The 18,119-nt window shown below is 40.3% G+C and carries 13 protein-coding genes; all 13 read right to left on the reverse strand.

The window, feature by feature from the left end; translation table 11 throughout:
• Window positions 1-6 precede the first annotated feature (6 nt).
• Entirely contained in the window at window positions 7-1,056 is a 1,050-nt protein-coding gene (locus tag WG906_RS13115; protein WP_339993146.1) for a GntR family transcriptional regulator, read from the reverse strand.
• Between the two features lie 2 nt (window positions 1,057-1,058).
• A complete protein-coding gene (gene galB / locus WG906_RS13120) occupies window positions 1,059-3,476 on the reverse strand; it encodes a beta-galactosidase GalB (RefSeq protein WP_339993147.1) in 2,418 nt (805 codons plus the stop codon).
• A gap of 4 nt (window positions 3,477-3,480) precedes the next feature.
• Window positions 3,481-4,827 carry a glycoside hydrolase family protein gene (locus WG906_RS13125; RefSeq protein WP_339993148.1) on the reverse strand — a complete coding sequence of 449 codons (1,347 nt, stop codon included), beginning with the start codon at window positions 4,825-4,827 and terminating at the stop codon, window positions 3,481-3,483.
• 2 nt (window positions 4,828-4,829) lie between these two features.
• On the reverse strand, window positions 4,830-7,610 hold the full coding sequence (locus WG906_RS13130; protein ID WP_339993149.1) for a family 78 glycoside hydrolase catalytic domain: 2,781 nt from the start codon (window positions 7,608-7,610) through the stop codon (window positions 4,830-4,832).
• A gap of 302 nt (window positions 7,611-7,912) precedes the next feature.
• Window positions 7,913-8,809 (reverse strand): sugar phosphate isomerase/epimerase family protein, encoded by an 897-nt coding sequence (locus tag WG906_RS13135; protein ID WP_339993150.1) that lies wholly within the window; start codon window positions 8,807-8,809, stop codon window positions 7,913-7,915.
• A gap of 3 nt (window positions 8,810-8,812) precedes the next feature.
• A complete protein-coding gene (locus WG906_RS13140; protein ID WP_339993151.1) occupies window positions 8,813-10,198 on the reverse strand; it encodes a DUF4974 domain-containing protein in 1,386 nt (461 codons plus the stop codon).
• A 6-nt stretch (window positions 10,199-10,204) separates the two neighbouring features.
• Entirely contained in the window at window positions 10,205-11,800 is a 1,596-nt protein-coding gene (locus tag WG906_RS13145; RefSeq protein ID WP_339993152.1) for a sodium:solute symporter family protein, read from the reverse strand.
• 30 nt (window positions 11,801-11,830) lie between these two features.
• Window positions 11,831-12,973 carry a four-carbon acid sugar kinase family protein gene (locus WG906_RS13150; protein ID WP_339993153.1) on the reverse strand — a complete coding sequence of 381 codons (1,143 nt, stop codon included), beginning with the start codon at window positions 12,971-12,973 and terminating at the stop codon, window positions 11,831-11,833.
• 8 nt (window positions 12,974-12,981) lie between these two features.
• Complete coding sequence (pdxA, locus tag WG906_RS13155; protein WP_339993154.1) at window positions 12,982-14,013, reverse strand: 4-hydroxythreonine-4-phosphate dehydrogenase PdxA; 1,032 nt, start codon at window positions 14,011-14,013, stop codon at window positions 12,982-12,984.
• Window positions 14,006-14,947 (reverse strand): dihydrodipicolinate synthase family protein, encoded by a 942-nt coding sequence (locus tag WG906_RS13160; RefSeq protein ID WP_339993155.1) that lies wholly within the window; start codon window positions 14,945-14,947, stop codon window positions 14,006-14,008. Before WG906_RS13160 ends, pdxA begins: the two co-directional genes overlap by 8 nt.
• Window position 14,948: 1 nt before the next feature.
• The gene (locus WG906_RS13165) at window positions 14,949-16,097 is read right to left on the reverse strand and encodes an iron-containing alcohol dehydrogenase (RefSeq protein ID WP_339993156.1); all 1,149 of its coding nucleotides are present in this window, start codon (window positions 16,095-16,097) and stop codon (window positions 14,949-14,951) included.
• Between the two features lies 1 nt (window position 16,098).
• Window positions 16,099-17,244 carry a sialidase family protein gene (locus tag WG906_RS13170; protein ID WP_339993157.1) on the reverse strand — a complete coding sequence of 382 codons (1,146 nt, stop codon included), beginning with the start codon at window positions 17,242-17,244 and terminating at the stop codon, window positions 16,099-16,101.
• A 151-nt stretch (window positions 17,245-17,395) separates the two neighbouring features.
• Window positions 17,396-18,118, reverse strand: a complete 723-nt coding sequence (locus WG906_RS13175; protein WP_339993158.1) for a DUF3826 domain-containing protein — start codon at window positions 18,116-18,118, stop codon at window positions 17,396-17,398.
• Between the last annotated feature and the right edge of the window lies 1 nt (window position 18,119).

The following is an 18,119-nucleotide window of genomic DNA, read 5'->3' on the forward strand; positions in this document are numbered from 1 at the left end:
GTTGATTTAAAGAGATGCTCTCAGGTTAATCATAAATGGAAGCTCAACTTTCTCCCGGTAATCCTTAGCTATCATTTCAGCTGCCAGTTCTCCCATATGCTTATAATCGGTAGAAATCGTGGTTATTCCTTTGAGTATAAATTTCTTCATTGGGGTTTCATTGTAAGAAATTATCCCTATATCCGATCCCACATTAAAATCAGTTATATCTATCTTTTCGATAAGCGAAACTAAGTCACTTTCTGTAAGGCATATATATACAACACCACTTTTAAGTATTTCATTTTTAACAGTGTGGATAACCTCTCTTTCAAAAGCATACTGAAGACAAAAGGAATTAAAACCATGAATAATATCTTCCGGATAATAACTATTCTCGGGAAATACCAGCTTAATGGTATTGTACTTACTGAGTGGAGTGATGGCTTTTTCGAGTGCTCTGTAAATATCTTTTCTGAAATTTTCATACACACAGCCATATTTCCCCTGGACCCCAGGAAGTGCTTTATCCAGCAGAATTAGTTTTTCTTTGGGTATTGAATTTATTAGAAGTTCTGCTTCGTCGGCATTATCCCGGAAATGAGGCATTACAGCATAATGAGAATAATCGTTTTTCTGGGCCAGGAGCCTTTTAAACAGATTGAAATCATTATTGAAAATGTAGAAATCTATGGGCACGTGCGTGCCCAGGTTTGCCACAAAAGCATCATAGAAAACCTTTTTTTCGTCACTGATCTTATTAATCAGGAGGCAAATTTTAAGCTCCTGTTTTATTTCAGTAGTAATAATATAATGTCCCTTTCCCGGGATTGCATTTAATACTCCTAAATGCTGTAAATATTTATAGCTCCGGTCGGCGGTCTCTCTGGAAATCTCTAAATTATTCGTGAGTTCGTTAAGAGAGGGCAGCAGAATATTTTTATGGATTTTGCCAAGCTCGATGGCTTCGAGAATAGAATGAGCCAGTTGTAAATATTTTGGTGTAGCAGAATGCATATCCACCTGGATATTTTCAAAAAACTTAGTGTGAGTAGTAGTTACATAGGATGACTTCATAATCACTTGCTTTTAATTGTTATAGACATTGGTTGTAACCCTTCAGACGAGGCTTGCAAGTTTATTTCACCAGATTTTTCTTTTGATTGTATAATTGCCAGACACATTCCTTTAAAGGCCTTCCGGTACGGAGTTTTAAAAGATTCCATACTTGCCTGATAACCGTTATCCACTCCGGCAATAAATCCGTTACCAGTCATGTTAAACTTCACCAGGTTGTCAGCGTCAGGAACCAGGTTACCTTCAGCATCCAATATTCTTACAGTAATAAACGAAAGATCTTTTCCATCGGCTTGGATCGTATTTCTATCGGCAGAAAGTTCTATTTTAGAGGGTGCACCAGCTGTTTTAACTTCTCGGGTTAAAATTACTTTTCCGTTTTTACGTGATATAGCTTTAAGTATTCCCGGCTCATAGTTCACTTTCCATTCAACATGCAGATCTTCTCCTTCTTTCTTTTTTGATCCTAAGGATCTCCCATTAAGAAAAAGTTCCACTTCATCGGCATTATTGTAATAGGCCCAAACGTCGACGGATTTTCCAGCCGTCCAGTTCCAGTGTGGCAAAAGGTGGAGGACAGGGGTATTGGTCCATTCGCTTTTGTACATGTAATACGCATTTTTAGGAAAACCGGCTAAATCGATAATTCCAAAATATGAGCTTCTGGCAGGCCATGGATAAGGGATAGGTTCTCCCAGGTAATCAAAACCTGTCCATACAAAAAGCCCGGAAACATGAGGGTATTTCTTCACTTCCTTCCAGGTTTCTTCGTGAGTAGAGCCCCAGTATGCCGAAACATTGTCGTATGACGAAACAGCAATTTCTGAATTTCCTTCTGTCAGCTTTGTTTTACCATTTCTCGGCCATCGGCGAATAGTATCCGGCGGGGTATCATAAAAGCCCCTTGTTTGCAATGCAGAAGTTGTTTCTGTAGCCAGAAATTTTTGCCCCGGGTAGTTCTTCGGGAAATCTTTATAAAGCTTATGATTGTAATTTAAGCCATACAGATCCAGAACACCAGCCTGATACATAAAGTTTTTTTCGGCCACGGTTTCTGTTAAGGCGGACATTACAGGTCTGGAAGTATCCAGATTTTTAACTATCCGAACCAGATCTCGGGTTATAGCAATTCCGGTGCTGTCAAATTGCTCGCGAATTTCATTACCAATACTCCAAAGAATTATTGAAGGGTGATTGCGGTCGCGTTTAACCATATCCTCCAGATCGGCTTTATGCCATTCAGGGAAATCTTTATGATAATCCTGCGAAGTTTTCTTCTTCCTCCACATATCAAAAGATTCATCCATAACCAGGAATCCCATCTTATCACAAAGATCCAATAGCTCGGGTGCCGGAGGGTTATGTGCGGTACGAATGGCATTGCAACCCATCTCCTTTAAAATTTCCAGCTGACGTTCTGCCGCACGGGTATTAAATGCTGCGCCAAGAGCGCCTAAATCATGGTGATTACATACACCCAAGATCTTAAGAGATTTTCCGTTGAGAGAAAATCCGGTGGCAGCATCAAACTTGAAATACCGGATTCCAAAGGATGTTACATACTCGTCTAAGAGTTTTTTTCCAGTATATACCCTTGTAACCGCTTTATACTGATGTGGATTATCCGTAGACCATAATTTAGGTTCCTTTACTCTTAAAGTCTGCGTGAGCGAGATTACTTTGTCTTTTAATGAAACTCCAGAAGAAACCACTTCTGCGATTTTTGCACCGTTTGGTCCATAAACAATAGAATTCACTTTTACCGAGCCCGAATTGCTTCCTGTATTTTTTAATTTAACAGCAAGATTTACAGTGGCACTCGCCTGGCTTACTTCAGGAGTTGTAATAAATGTCCCCCAATGGTCCACTGCCACATTTGAAGTAGTGGTAAGCCAAACATTCCTGTAAATTCCCGAACCTGAATACCAGCGTGAATTAGGTTGCAAAGAATTATCCACACGAACAGCTATTGTGTTTGGCTGGCCAAATTTTAAACAGGATGTAATATCGTATGCGAAAGAGATATAACCATTGGGTCTCTTTCCTAAATACTTGCCGTTAACCCAAACTTCACTATCACGATAGATTCCGTCAAATTCGATAACTATATTTTTTGAGGATGAACTTGCAGGTACAGCAAAGGTTTTGCGGTACCATGCAATCCCGGTAGGTAAACCACCACCTTCCGGCTTGGCCGGATTTTTTTCATCAAAAGATCCTTCAATACTCCAGTCGTGCGGCAGGTTCAATACTCTCCACCTAGAATCATCAAAGCTTGCCTCTTTAGCTCTCGCGGCATCTCCTAAAAAGAATTTCCAGTCTTTGTTAAAGCTCGTTCTGCTGCGAGGCTGGGCAGAAACCGCTGTACACGCAAAAAAGGTAAACACAAAAAAAACGACTCTTTTTCCAAACGACGACATGTATCTACTTTTTAGATGTGATAAAATTGATTTTGCTCTTGCCAAGATCTTTTGATGTTGCTACCGCAATGCCTCTCTGCTCTTTTTTATTAACAGCGCAGTAATAATGATAAACTACACCTTTGTGTTTTATCACAAAGGATTTGTGGGCATATAACTCGTCATAAGGTTCTGACGACTGAACAAGGTTCTCCCCTGTCCAGTCTGTCCAGTTAACCATATCTTTAGAAGCCGCAAAACGGTTGAAGGCTCCCTTTCTATCTTGCCAAAATGCCCCGAAATAGAACATAACCCAGGTATCGCCCATTTTCTGAACAACAGCATCGCCGGTTATTCCGACGGGATGATGAACCACCGGCTCGGGATTGAATCGCTTCCAGCTGATCATGTCATCAGAAACCGCCATTCCTATACGCTCGAACCAGCGGGTTTTAAGATTATTTTTCGCCGAATCGCCATTGGCATTATAATACATTACAAAAGGATGTCCGGTAGTTTCCTGTTTATCCCAAACCACAGAACTTTTAAACAATTTGCGGTTTTCCCACCAGCGAACGTCTGCATCTTTTGCCGTGAACAGGGGTTCCGGTAAACGTTTCCATTCATGAGGCTTGGCCGGATTTCCGGTTGTATAAGACATACCAATACTTAGATCCCCGGCTTCATAACCTTTAGTTTGGCCGCCAAAATAGGACATCCAGTATTTGCCTTTGTATTCTTTAAGGGCATAACTTCCCCCCCATTTAGTATCCTGCAATGCAATATATCCAGCCCGCTGACTCCCATCCCATTTAGTGGTGTCACCAAATGACATGACCCGGCCCTGTTTCTCCCAGTTTAGCAAATCTTTACTTTTTGAAAGCCAGGTTTCATAACCCCTGCCATCAAAAACAACATAGGTCATGTACCAATATTTACCTTTACGAAAAACGCTCGGGCAATCAATTTTCTTAGAATCATCGTCAGGAACCAGCACCATACCGTACTTGTAAGGCGTTTTTACTTCATTGTAAATGGCCTGCATTTCGGACTGAGAAACTATGTTCTTTTGTTGTGCGAAGGAGTTTGATGAGAGAATTGAGACAAATATCAATAAATAAGCAACTGTTTTTATTACTTGGTGAGAGTCTCTGTAGGCTAAAGATTGCCACGGCTCTTTGCTCAAGGCCATAGCTTCAGCCTCGCAATGACGGTAATATGTTGAATTGCTTCTTTGTTTGGAAAAGTATCCTTGCCCACTCTTCGCCACTGCGAGGCTTGGGTTAGATTTTGTGTGATGGAGCCGTGGCAATCTCCAACCTACGAAGGATATATATTGTATAGCTAGAAAGCTGTTAATACTATTTCTCATGTTTAATTACTTACACTAAACTTGTAATTCCCTGAACCAACTTTTATTAAAGCTCTTCCTTCTTTATATCCTATTTGTTTCAAACTCGCAGAATTTAATTTAGCCAAATCGGCATTTCCCTCAAAAATTCTACTAGATTCTTTTGCAGGAAGATAAATCATCGCCGTAGTATTAGCAGGAATTTCAACATCTATTTCAAAACCATTTGCTGTTTTCTTCCATTCAGATTTTATCATCCCGTAAGGAGAATTATAACTCGTGTTAGCGAAGGTTACATCACCAACTACTTCCGGTTTAATATCTATTTCATTAAAAGCAACCGAACCATTAGCTGCCCGGATTCCGCCCAGGCCGCTATAGAACCATTCCATTAAATGCCCCAGCATAAAGTGATTGTTTGAAACTGTAGGCAATGCTGCCCATGACTCTGTAAGCGCCGTCGCGCCTTTTGCTAACTGGTAACCGTAACCCGGAACATCGGTGCGGCTGTTCATATCAAAAATCACATCCGAACGACCTTCATTTTCGAGAACACGTAACAGGTAACGGTAGCCTATGTCACCGGCAGTTAAAGCATTGCCTCTATCGCGAATATCTTTTATAATATTATCCAATACCGCAGCTTTATATTCAGGTTCCACCAGTTTCATATAAATAGCCATGGCATTAGCTGCCTGACTTCCTGTTGCATATTGTTTGGTTTCTTTATTAAAGAAAGTTGCATTGAAAGATGCTTTAACTTCTGCCGCAAGTTTGCGGTATTTTGCAGCATCATCGGGTTTGCCCATCAGCTGAGCAATGCTATCCATTATATTTAAATCGTAATAAAATATAGCGGTACCGGTTACACCCATTGGAGTGAGCTGAGATACACCCGGTGGTTTAGGACCCAGGTCGTACCAATCACCAAGTCCCTGAGAAAGAATGTTATTTTTCGCTTTAGTCTGAAGATAAGAAATATACTTCTGCATCATCGGATAGCTGGACACAAGCGCCTGCTTATCGCCGTACCATTGATACATATACCAGGGCATGATTATGCTGTTGCTTCCCCATTCGGGCGAGTCACGAAACATACCATCGCCATATTCAAATTTCACATATTCGGGTGCAATCTCCGGAACTAATCCATCAGGCAATTGGGAAGCTTTCATATCCTGGATAATTTTCCTGCCAAGATTGACGATATCGTAATTATATCGAACAGATGCGCCAACCAAATGTGCTTCTTCTAACCAGCCCAGTTTTTCACGATGCGGACAATCGGTGAATACGCTTGCCATATTGCTTTTAATAGCCCAGTCAATCAATTCATCTGTTTTATTAAACAGCTCGTTTGATGATATAAAGGATCCGGCTCTTTCGGCGGCATTCCGGGTATGCAATCCCTTTATTTCTAAAATTTGAGGAAGATTTGTACTATTCCTATCTCCTGGTCGAACTCCACCCTTAACTTCAAGGTATCTGAATCCATAATAAGTAAAACGAGGTTGCCAGGTTTCTTCGCCTTCACCCTTGAGAATGTATTCGAAATAAAATGGACTGCCGGTTGGCCGCTGATTTACAGAACCATCATCCTTCAATAATTCGGCAGGCGTTACCCTGATCGTATCTCCCCTTTTTCCTTTAACCTTCAGCTCTATAATACCCGAAGCATTCTGCGCCAAATCATAAACCGTGTTTCCATTGTCAAGTCTGCTGGCTTTTACGGGCGAAAAACGGTCAAATATTTTTAGTGGATCAGCCATTTGAGAATTCAGCCGGGGTGGGCCATCCACTATAAGAACGGATTTCCAATTTTTATCGTTAAAGCCGGGTGCGTCCCAGCCTTTTTGTTCAAGAGTAGCATTGTAATCTTCGCCACCATATATGCTTGAGAAAGTTATTGGACCTTTAGAGGTTTTCCAGGTGTTATCGCTGATGATATTTTCAGAAGTTCCATCAGTATACTCAATAAGGATCCTGCTTATCATCTTAGGGTAACCGAAAGATGTTTTTAATTTACGAAATCGTCCTTTTACAGGAGGAACGTAATAAAAGCCGTTTCCAAGCATTACACCAAGGGCATTATTGCCCTGTTTTACTTGATTGGTGATGTCGAAAGTTACATACAAAGCCTCTTTATCATATTTTGTCCAGCCAGCGTCAAGAAAATGATCTCCTACCTTTCTGCCATTAATGCTGAACTCAAAATGTCCTAAACCTGATAAGAATGCTGAAGCTTTTTTAACCTTTTTTTTAACAACGAAGTTCTTTCTTAATAACGGTAAGATATTATTGGTAGAAATCTTGTCTATCTTCTTATCTGTTACCAGTGAGTAAACTAAAGAGTCTGGCAGTTTTTCATGCGCAATCCACTTTGCTCCCTTCCAGTCGGATTGTTTTAGAAGCCCCATCTGAAAACTTGATGTTTGCGACCATGAGGACTGATGATTTTTATTATCCCAAATCATTACCTTCCAGTAATACGTTTTTGCAGGAAGTAATGGCTTCCCAGCAATACTTACCTGAATGGATGCAGAGGAATTGAGTTTTTTAGAATCCCAAATATTGCCAATATTGTTTCGAAGCTTAAGAGCATCATCGGCAACAAGAATTCTGTAAGACGTTTGTTTAACGTTTCTTTCTGAGGAACTTAGCTTCCAGCTTAAACGGGGAGTAGAAATATCGACACCTAAAGGATTTACCTTATTTTCACAACGGACATCCAGAATTTGCAGATCTTGCGAAAAAGCCTGAATTGAGATAAACAAGGCAAATAAAATACCGGGCAGTTTGTGCATGTTCATTTAAAAACAAAAGCTTAAAGCCAAACAATTTTGGATCAAGGAAATTTTTAATAAAACTTTAGACTGGTTAGCTTCTATACAAAAATATAGGGAGGATACTGTGTTTTTTTATATCAAGTTCTCCAGGTATTGTATGATATTATCATTAGAGTATAAAGATTTACTTTAAGAAATATTCATATTGTCCTGCCTGCCACTAACTCTCTAATTTGAAGGACAACACAGCTATTGGTCACACTATATGCCTCTAAAATCTCTGTAAAAAACCCAAAATATACTAATTCACTTTCAACCCATTATTTCGCGGCCTGAAAAATCTGTTTCATATAAGCAGTATTCGCCGAAAAGTTTTTACGAACATTGGTTGGATCTTTCTGATCCCTCGAACGCTCTATAACTAACCATCCTTTATAACCAATATCGTCCAGGGTTTGCTTTACCTTTCGCATATCCATGCGTGTATTGTTTTCTAACCAAACTCCATCTTCATCGGTACAATGGATCATACAAATACGCTTTTTACCAAGAATACGAAGTTCATTATGTAAATCGCGGCCTTCTTTTAAAGGATTAGAAAAATTGAAGTATATCCGGATAGCTTTACAATCAATATCTTTCAACAGCTGAACTTCGCCCTTTGCATCCAGGGCGGTTTCGATCCCAATTACCACGCCAGCCTTTTTAGCCATTTTTCCGACTACTTTTAGTCGTTCTACAATAGCTGGTCGCAGTTCAGGGTTTTTAACCAGATCTCCCTGAATACCTAAAGGTAAAAAGGCAACTTTAACATCTAAAGCTTTCATGGTATCAATGCAATCCTGCACCATACGCTGATAAGTGGGGCGGGTAGCAAAAGACTGGGCATAAAAACCAGTCATAGCTAAAGAACAAATTTCGAGATTCAGTTCCCTGGCTTTATCAATATACTGTTGTAAAATTTCTGGTTTTGCCAACTGATTATCGAAGGTTTCTCTGTTTCCTAAACCTCCCATATCTACCTCCAGCCCATCCGCACCCAATTCTTTAGCCAAAGGTAAAGCACTAAGTTTCTGACGCTTTAAAATCATCAGGTCGATAACAGCAATTTTGTAACGCTGATTTTTATGAGGAACAGCCCAGGCAAGCACATCCGGAATGCATAAACCGGCGGTTAATAAAGCTGTGTTTCTTAAAAAAACTCTTCTGCTTTGCATAATTTATTTCTTACTGTTTGCGAATACTTTTTCCAATTCTTCAAAGCTTTTTATGGCATTTGGAGGGAGCTTCTCACCTTTTTCACCGAACACATACATTGCCGGATATTTCTCTATCGTAACCTTCGACTCATCAATTTTACCAGTTTTATCCTGTACTTTTCTCAGATCCAGCCTGAAGTTCTCCGATAAAAAATCATATAACGCCAGGCGTTTATTAATTCCGTAATCGTGTCCTTCGGAGGCAAGATGAACGTTTTGAACCGCATCGGCTTTGCCATAAAAACTATAAATTCTTTTAACAAAGGGAAATTCAACCTCCGGAACCTGCTGCGTCCAGTCTTTACCATCGGAGATGGCCAGTTGAGGTCGCGGTGCTGCCATAGCAGCTATTTCTACGTTATTAGTTCCTCCACCGCATAAATGAACCCCCATTCCGCTCTCGCAAGGGCAGCCACCACTATGGTAAGAAGAAAGCATAACAACCGGAACACTTAATGTGATTCTATTGTCTAAGGCGGTAACCAGCATGGTCTGACTACCTCCGCCTGAGCCTCCAGTTATAGCAACACGCTTAGGATCTGCATTTTTCAAGGACAGCATCCAATCCAGGATCCGTTCACTGTTTAAAAACTGGATAGTTTGGGCAAGCGCCCTTCTGTGATCTTCGGTTTTAAATTGCAAAAGAGATTCGCCCCATGCAAATAAATCATAACTGAAAGCCATCGCTCCCATTCTTGCCTGCATAGCACAACGGTATTGAGCATCTGCACGATATCGGCCATCACCAAAATGCCCGTCCGGATTTAAAATAACAGGAATTTTCCCCTTAGAATTTAAGGGTTGATACAATGAACCTGAAACATATAGCCCAGGTAAAACTTCCAGGGCAACATTCTCCACTGTATAGCCATCAAATGTTCTTTTATTGCTGGTAAAAGGTTTACTCTTAGGTTTAGCAGGCATTGGCGAAAGTTGCAAAGCTTCCCACATGCAGCTTTTTAGTTCTGCCCTGCGTTTTTCCCAGCTTGCAGTATCGTTGTAATACAGAGAAAGAAAATCCAGCTGCTGTTTACCCTGTAATGGTGTTTTGAGATGATATTGAAAACTTTGAAGTTTATATTTCCCCTCGCCTTCTTTGGCAAAGGTGATATCCTGAGAAGATAAAACGTTGGTTAAAGTTTCCTCTAAATCCGGGCGAAAGCGCCAGCCTGCGTATGTAACTATCCTGTCTTTTACCAGGTCTTCGGGATAACGGATTTTAACGTGAAACTGATTCTCTATCTGGGCGATAACATCTTTTAAAGGTTTTTTAAACGCATTATCAGAAGTTTGCGCAAATGAAAGATTTACGAGGATAGAAAAACAAAATACAAATACAAACTTCATAAACATTTATTTAGATAAGTTCTCTGCCTCCGCACGTAATTGCTCTTCTTTCCGCTCCTTTCTTGCTTCCTGCCAGCCGCTATAAAGTAAAAACTTATCCAGTTTAGGTTTTGGGAAGAACAAACTAGCGACGTAACCAACAACAATAACTACAAGATGGCTATACACACCCAGCATGAGTTTATTATGGGTAAAGTTGTATACTCCCATATCAAGTAATAAAAAATTATTTTCTCCGAAACCAATTTTAGTGGAAGTCAAAAAGGCATAGGCCGTAAAGATAATGCAAACTACAATCGCGATATTGATACCCTGCCTGTTGGCTCTGGCACTAAATAACCCTAAAAGGAAGATTCCTACAATGCCACCGGAAAAGATGGCGTAAAGAGTGAAAATAATTCCTAAAATCCCTTCATTACCCAAATTAATATAAATAGCGCCAATACCGATTGAGATTAGGCCGGAAATTACCACTAATATTTTACTAACCTTTAAGTATTGAATATCAGCATTTTTAGGGCGCAACTTCTTGTAATAATCCTCTATTCCCACGGCCGCCAGAGAATTTAAATCCGCACTTAAACTGCATATTGCAGCCGAAATCATTGCAGCCAGAATAAATCCGATCACGCCGGTTGGAAGGTGAGTCATGATAAAATACGGAAAAACAGCATCAGGACGAATTCCTGCAGGCAGGGGTTGCTGTTTATAAAACACAAACAAGGCTGTGCCGATAAACATAAACATGGTCCACACGGGTACTGTTAGTAAAATGCCCATCATGGATGCCCGGATGGCCGATTTATCGCTTCTGGCGGTTAAATAACGTTGCACTACTGTCTGATCAGTTCCGTATTTCTGGATGGCATAAAAAGCACCATTAATCACCATAACGATGAATGTTAAACGTGTAAAATCAAGGTCATAAGGTCCAAAACCTGTTCGTCCGTTTGCCTTGGCGATATCCCAGACTGCAGAAGGGCCGCCATCAACAGAAAACAGAATAACTATCAGACATAATATTCCGCTGGCAAAAAGCATGAAACCCTGGAAAACATCTAACCAGATTACGGCTTCAATTCCTCCCATAAGGTTAACGACAATGATTATAAAACCGACTACAGCGATAATAAGAAATGGATTACCGCCCGTCATGCTTGATATAGCTATTGCTAATAAATAAAACACTGTTCCCATTCCAGAAAACTGCCGGAGAACGAAGGCAATTGAACTGTAATAACGAGCTACAGGGCCAAATCGCTTTTCGAAGTACTCGTACGTGCTTAAGCCTATTACTTTACGGTACAGCGGAACAATAAACCAGATAGTACCCAATAAAACAATAGGTACCATTAAACCCTGAACCAGCAAGATCCAGTTAGATGAATATCCTTCACCGGGATATCCGAGAAAAGTCACACTACTAATTAATGTAGCCAGTAATGACATACCAATTGCCCATGTGGGGACCCTTCCATGAGCAGCAAAATAAGTTTGGGTTGAATTTTGATTACGGGAAAATCTAAAACCAAAATACAGCGTAATAAGTAATACTGCAATAATTATAGCGTAATCAATACCACTTAAAAGAGATTTATCCATATAAAAAAAAGGTTTATGGTCTTTTTGTTCTTAGAACGTTAAAACTTGGTTAGGCCAGCTATAACTACCTGGCTTTAATGTAACATATAAATTTTCTTCGCTGTTAACTTTACTACGGATCACCCCTGTCGCATATTCGTTAACAGGTTTTAAGGTTTCAATTTCAAGACTCTTCAATATCGCCGATGCGGTCGAGCCACCTTCAATGATCAGTTCTTTAATATTTACTTTATTAAAAACTTTTTTTACAAGCTGGGCCATAATGGTTCTCAATTCCAATGCACTTACTGGAATTTCCTTCAAAGCATCTATTGCAATAATTGCTTTTTCATTAATATTTATCAAGTTACATATTTCATCACTGCAACGATCAAGCTCACGATTATTATCCTTACCATTTATCAGTGCTTCAGGCAGGTAATAAACCGGTCCGCCTCCTGATAAAATATTTTTGGCAATATCTTTACTTTTAGAAAAAGCACTTCCAAATACATAAAGCAAAGGACCGGAAAGAATTTCGGATGACTGATGATTGGCTTTTTTAATGAAACCTGCCTTGCTTAATACCGCCCTGAAAAAACCTGAAGCGCCTGCAAGTAAAACATCTTTAGTGCCCAATTTCGCCCATCCCAGTAAATCTGAATCAGATTTTGTTTCTCCAACAGTTATCCCATTTTCCATGACGGGATCAGAATATTTTCTAACATGTACAGCCGGATCTGATTTTAACAAGTCAAGCACTACAGAATGCCTGGCAGGAAATTCCGGATCGCTTGAAAATCCTGTTTGCGAAATGGGAATTCCGTCAATAAGATAATTACCATTTTCTATCGTTCTGCCTAATGCCGGATTTGCCGGAATAAGCAGGGCCTTTTTATATTCTAAAACCTTCAATTGAGCGTTTATTTCAGAAACAATGTATCCCCGAAGCACAGAATCAACTTTTTTAAAAATAAACTCTGGTTTCAACAATGCAATTTGTTTCGTCACTTCTAGCATATCAGCAACAGCTTCATCTTCAGTTTTAGAACGTGTATCTGTGGCAATAACTAACAGATCGATTTGGGATACGGACGGCACTTTAGCTGAAATTTCAACATTTAAACCATAGTTTAAACCTATTCCTGCCAATTCTGCCGCACCCGTTAAATCATCTGCGATTACCGCTATCATGTCCTTAACTATTTTTTATATTTAGACAGTTGTACTGCCGATTCAATTGCCAAAACCATCGCATCCGCACTAGCTACACCTTTTCCGGCGATTTCAAAAGCTGTTCCATGATCTACAGAAGTTCGGATGATTGGCAAACCCATCGTAATGTTTACCCCTTTTACACTATCCATTTGCTGTTTATCAGCATTCCATTTAAAACCGGTCAGCTTAAAAGGAATATGTCCCTGATCATGATACATTGCCACCACTCCACCGAAATAACCTGTTGCGGCTTTAGAGAACATGGTATCTGCCGGAACCGGGCCTTCCACATCGTAACCCCGTCTTTTGGCCTCTTCAACCGCTGGCAGAATTTCCTCATCATCCTCTGTTCCGAAAAGGCCCGAATCACCTGCATGAGGGTTCAGACCTGCAATTCCGATTTTTAGATTTTTTTCTCCCAGGCTAATCAGTCCATTATGTAAAAGTTCTACAACCTCAACTATCCGGTCCTTTTTAACTAGATCGCAGGCCTGACGAAGAGATACGTGCGTGGAAACATGAATCACTTTCATGTTATCTTCAACAAGAAGCATCGCGTATTTCTTTGTCCCGGTAAACTGGGCGTAAATTTCGGTATGTCCGGCAAAATGATGCCCGGCTTCATTAATTGACTTTTTATTGATCGGACCGGTTACAGTTGCATCAACTTCACCTGCCAAAGCCAGGTCAATTACTTTCTTTACAGCTTCAAACGATGCTTTTCCAGCCATCGCTGATATCTCTCCAAACTTTAATTCATCCAGGTTAACATTCTGTAAATCAAAAACATCAATAGTTCCAAACTGAAACTTCGCATCTCTAACATCCTTGATTGGATTGATTAGAGCTTTAAGATTTAACCGTTGAATTATTTCCTGGAAAACACCTGCGTCGCCCACCAAAACCGGGTTACAGATGGCGTATATTTTATCCTGTAAAAGTGCTTTTATAGCAATTTCGGGCCCGATACTAGCCGGATCGCCCATGGTAATTCCTAAAATAGGTTTATCAGACATGTGTTAATGAGATATTTATTTGAATTCCTTCTTTTTTGATCAATTCGTGAAACGATTGAATAAGCTGTAACTCCTCTTCGGCCGACATTAGTTGCAGGGGTTTCAGCATATTTGGTTTACATAAACCATATTCACTCATTAACACTTTCAATGCCCATAAAGATTCACCGAGTGATCTGCCGCCCTGATAAAGATTTCCAAGTAAATCTGATTGACGCTGTAATTCGTAGGCCTTTGAATGATCACCATTAAGGACTGCCTGTGTCATCTCATAATACAGGCCCGGATGCAAATTACCTGTACTGGGAATCAGGCCGTCGCTTCCATGAATTAATGAGTAAGCAGATTGTGCCGCCCAACCCAGAAAATGACTGAAATCTTTTCTGTGAGCCCATAATTTAAGCGAATTATCAAGTCTCTCAACACTTCGTTCAGAATCTTTTGTTGCAACAATGTTCTCGTGAAAACTCAAATGATCTATGACACTTAAAGGAATAGACATCTGAGTGGTAGCAGGAATATTATAAATAACCAGTGGCCCTTTTACCTCCTCTGCCAGATGTTCATAATACTTTGTCATTGAATCTTCCGAAAGCCTGTAATAAGTAGGAAGCGTAGCCACCACAACATCCACACCTTCATCAAAGCAGAGTTTGGCGAAGTCGACAGAATCTTCAAAACAATTTGAAGAAATACTTACATACAAAGTAGTACCCGGTTTTTTGTACTTTACCGCTGATTTAAGATAATCCAGTTTAACTGAATTTGATAATGAAGCTGATTCACCGGTGGTGCCCAGAATAAATGGAATTGCATCGTTCTTATACAGATGCGAAAATATCTTTTCTACAGACTCATGATCCAGCTTAAAGTCGGCGGTAACAGGTGTCACAACCGGCACTATCGTTCCCTGATATTTTTTTTGAGTTTTCATATTAATAGGCTTCGGTATAAATTCCGATGGCGTCTTCAATTGTGATGGGCCGCGGATTATTTTTTAGTAATCTTGTTATTTTCATTGCATCTTCTGCCATTTTCGGGATAGCGTCCTGAGGTATACTCAATTCCGAAAGCCTTGCCGGAATCCCGCAATCTTTTATTAATTCTCTTATTTTTTCGACACCTTTAAACGCAGTATCATTTGGGTAGGCTTCTGGTGTACAACCTAGTGCAAGGGCCACATCAGCATATCGTTGAGGCGCGGCAGGAATATTAAATTCCATTACATAAGGCAGCAGCAAAGCATTTGAAAGGCCATGAGCAAGATGAAACATACTTCCCAGCGGATACGACAAGGCGTGTACTCCAGCTGTATTCACCGGTCCGAGGCAAAACCCTCCCAATAAACTTCCCATAGCTACTTGTGTTCGTGCTTCTTCATTTGTCCCTTCTTTTACGGCTTTTACAATGTTTGCCGCAATCAAACGCATTCCTTCAAATGCATATATATCAATAAAAGCTTGAGAAAACTTATTGGTATATGCTTCTAGACAATGAGTTAAGGCATCCAAACCAGTTGCTGCAGTAATGGAAGGAGGAACACTTATAGTGAGTAAAGGATCAACGTACACGGAATCCGGAACAAGGAACGGACTGATAATGCCTTTTTTCTGATTATCAAAGTTATCGACCAAAATAGCATTCGGTGAAGCTTCACTCCCCGTGCCTGAGGTAGCAGGCACACATATAAGCTTCTTTTTCCGCCCTTTAAGTAAACCAATGCCTACAATTTCTTCCAGGCTTTGTTCATTCCCGAGTTGGGCAGCTAAAAGTTTGGCGATATCCAGCACGCTTCCCCCGCCTATTCCAAGTACAACATCTGCATTAAAAGGACTGACTTTTGCCAGCAGGTTTTTAAAATCATCAAAAGACGGCTCCTGGGTGATGCTTGTATCTGTGAACACAGAAAGGCCCGCATCTTTCAATGTATTTATGAGCTTATCTAAAGTGGAAAGAAGTGGATCAATGGTAATAATCAACACTTTTCCCGAAGGCACAGCCAATAGCTCCTCTGTTAAAGAGTCGAGTGATCCTTTACCAAAAACCAGTTTTCCCGGAAAATATATTTTTAATTCCTGGCTCATATTAATCTTGAGTTATCTCTCCCTCCACAGGTGCTTTGTATCCTTTAATATTTGGCCAAATGCCTTTTTTTATTTTCTTCAGTTTTAATTTGTCCGGATCGATTACGGCGTGCTTGATTCTTTCTCTTCTCCAGGTGTATATGGCGTGAAGCATTCCATCTTTTGTTTGAATAATTGAAGGGTAAGAATACTGGCTTATCGGAGAATCTTCAAGAATAGCTGCTGCATACCAATCTTTACCATTCTTTGATAGAGATAAATTAAGTGGCGTACGCGGGCCTTTAGCTAAATCGCCCGGAGGCAGTACATGATTGTAAACTAAAGCAAACCTGCCATCATTAAGGGTTACCGCATCTGTACCCGAATTATTATTCGGTAATGTGGTTTTTGAAAGTGAGGACCATGTTTCGCCATTATCGTATGACCATGACTGTAAAACAGCCCTGTTACGGCTGCGGGCCAGAATCTGAAGTTTTCCATTGCCATGATCAAGTATACTCGGCTGTATAGCGTCAATTGCCGAATCGGCTTTAAGCGGGCCTATTTTTCGCCAGGTTTTACCGAAATCAGGTGTAACTTCAAAGTGAACCTGCCAGCTGTTTGCTCCTTTATTTCCTTCTGTACTGGTAGGGCAGAATAAGTTTCCATTGCTTAATAAAACCGGCTTATTTTTAACCGGCCCCAAATATCCTTGAGGCAAAGCACGAGCATCCGACCATGTTAAACCATTGTCTTTTGAAGTTCTCAACCAGCCATGCCATGTACCGGGGCTCGCTCCTATTTTATAGAACAGCATCAGTTCGCCATTTGGTATCTGATACAACACAGGGTTCCATGTTGGATATCTTTTATCCGGCATAATACCGTTGGCAACATTTTGAGGGGCCGTCCACTTTCCATTTTCATGACGACTTACATATATGCAAACATCTGGGTTACGTTCTTTTGTTCCACCAAAAAATGCAGCCACCAGGCCATTCGGAGTTTCTGCTATGGTTGCTGAATGACATTCAGGAAACGGAGCAGTTTCGTAAATAAATTCATCCACCAAAATTCCCTTTTTCCAGGGCTTGGTTTGGGCAGATAAAAATCCGGTTGATGTGATCAACAGGAGGATAATTAATTTTATGTTTTTGTAATGTTTCATCTCTTCAAATGCCTTAAGGCGCTATAATTCCCCTTTTGAGAGGGCTTAGGGGTGTGTTAAACAGTTTACAATGAACACACCCCGTTTTCTTTTCTTTATTATTTTCGTTACTCGCCCCTACTAAGAGGAGAATAAAATTTCTGTCAGCACTCTACTGCTTCTTAGCAGCCGCCGCATCAGCAGCCTTTTTCGCTTTTATCATGTTTGTATAATCCTTATACATTTGCTTCCAGCTGCGGCCGTTGGAATTTAAATACTGTTCTGATTTAGTTTTATAGATCTCGAAGATTGCCGAAATCTGGTTCATATTCTTGTAATCAATGGCCTGCTCCCTGGCCTGCTTTAAATTCTTTAAAATTTCAGCTTCCTCTACTGCTGTAAGATTCGGAACGATGGATTTATATCCATTCATCGTGAACGCTACTTTGCCAATGGTGTATTTGTCAAGAATCGCCTCTACCTGCTGTTCGGTTAAATCTTTTCTTAAACCACTCATCAAGTTTTCATGAACCGTATTAGGCATCGCCGAATTGGCGATAACCTGTCTGTCTAATTCAGATAGTTTAATTCCCGTTACCGGATTGATTCCTGCGGGAACTGTCGAAAACGGATGATCATTGTGCCAGTCGCGGACAGTTTTTAAATGGGTAGCTATAATCGCCTGAATACGAGCCGCTTTTGATGCATCATTTAAACTAAGGGATGTAACCCATTCGGCTGCTTTTTTTTCCTGATCAGCATCAGACTTGGCTCTGGTTTCTGCTAACATGGCTTCTGTTTTAACATCAGGCTTAACCTGACTATAGGCAGAAGAAGTAAGTAAAGCAGCACAGAAAATGGCCGCGCTCAACGTTTTTAGTTTTTTAGGTTTCATT

Source organism: Pedobacter superstes, assembly GCF_037622515.1.
In the GTDB taxonomy this organism is placed as follows: Bacteria; Bacteroidota; Bacteroidia; order Sphingobacteriales; family Sphingobacteriaceae; genus Paradesertivirga; species Paradesertivirga superstes.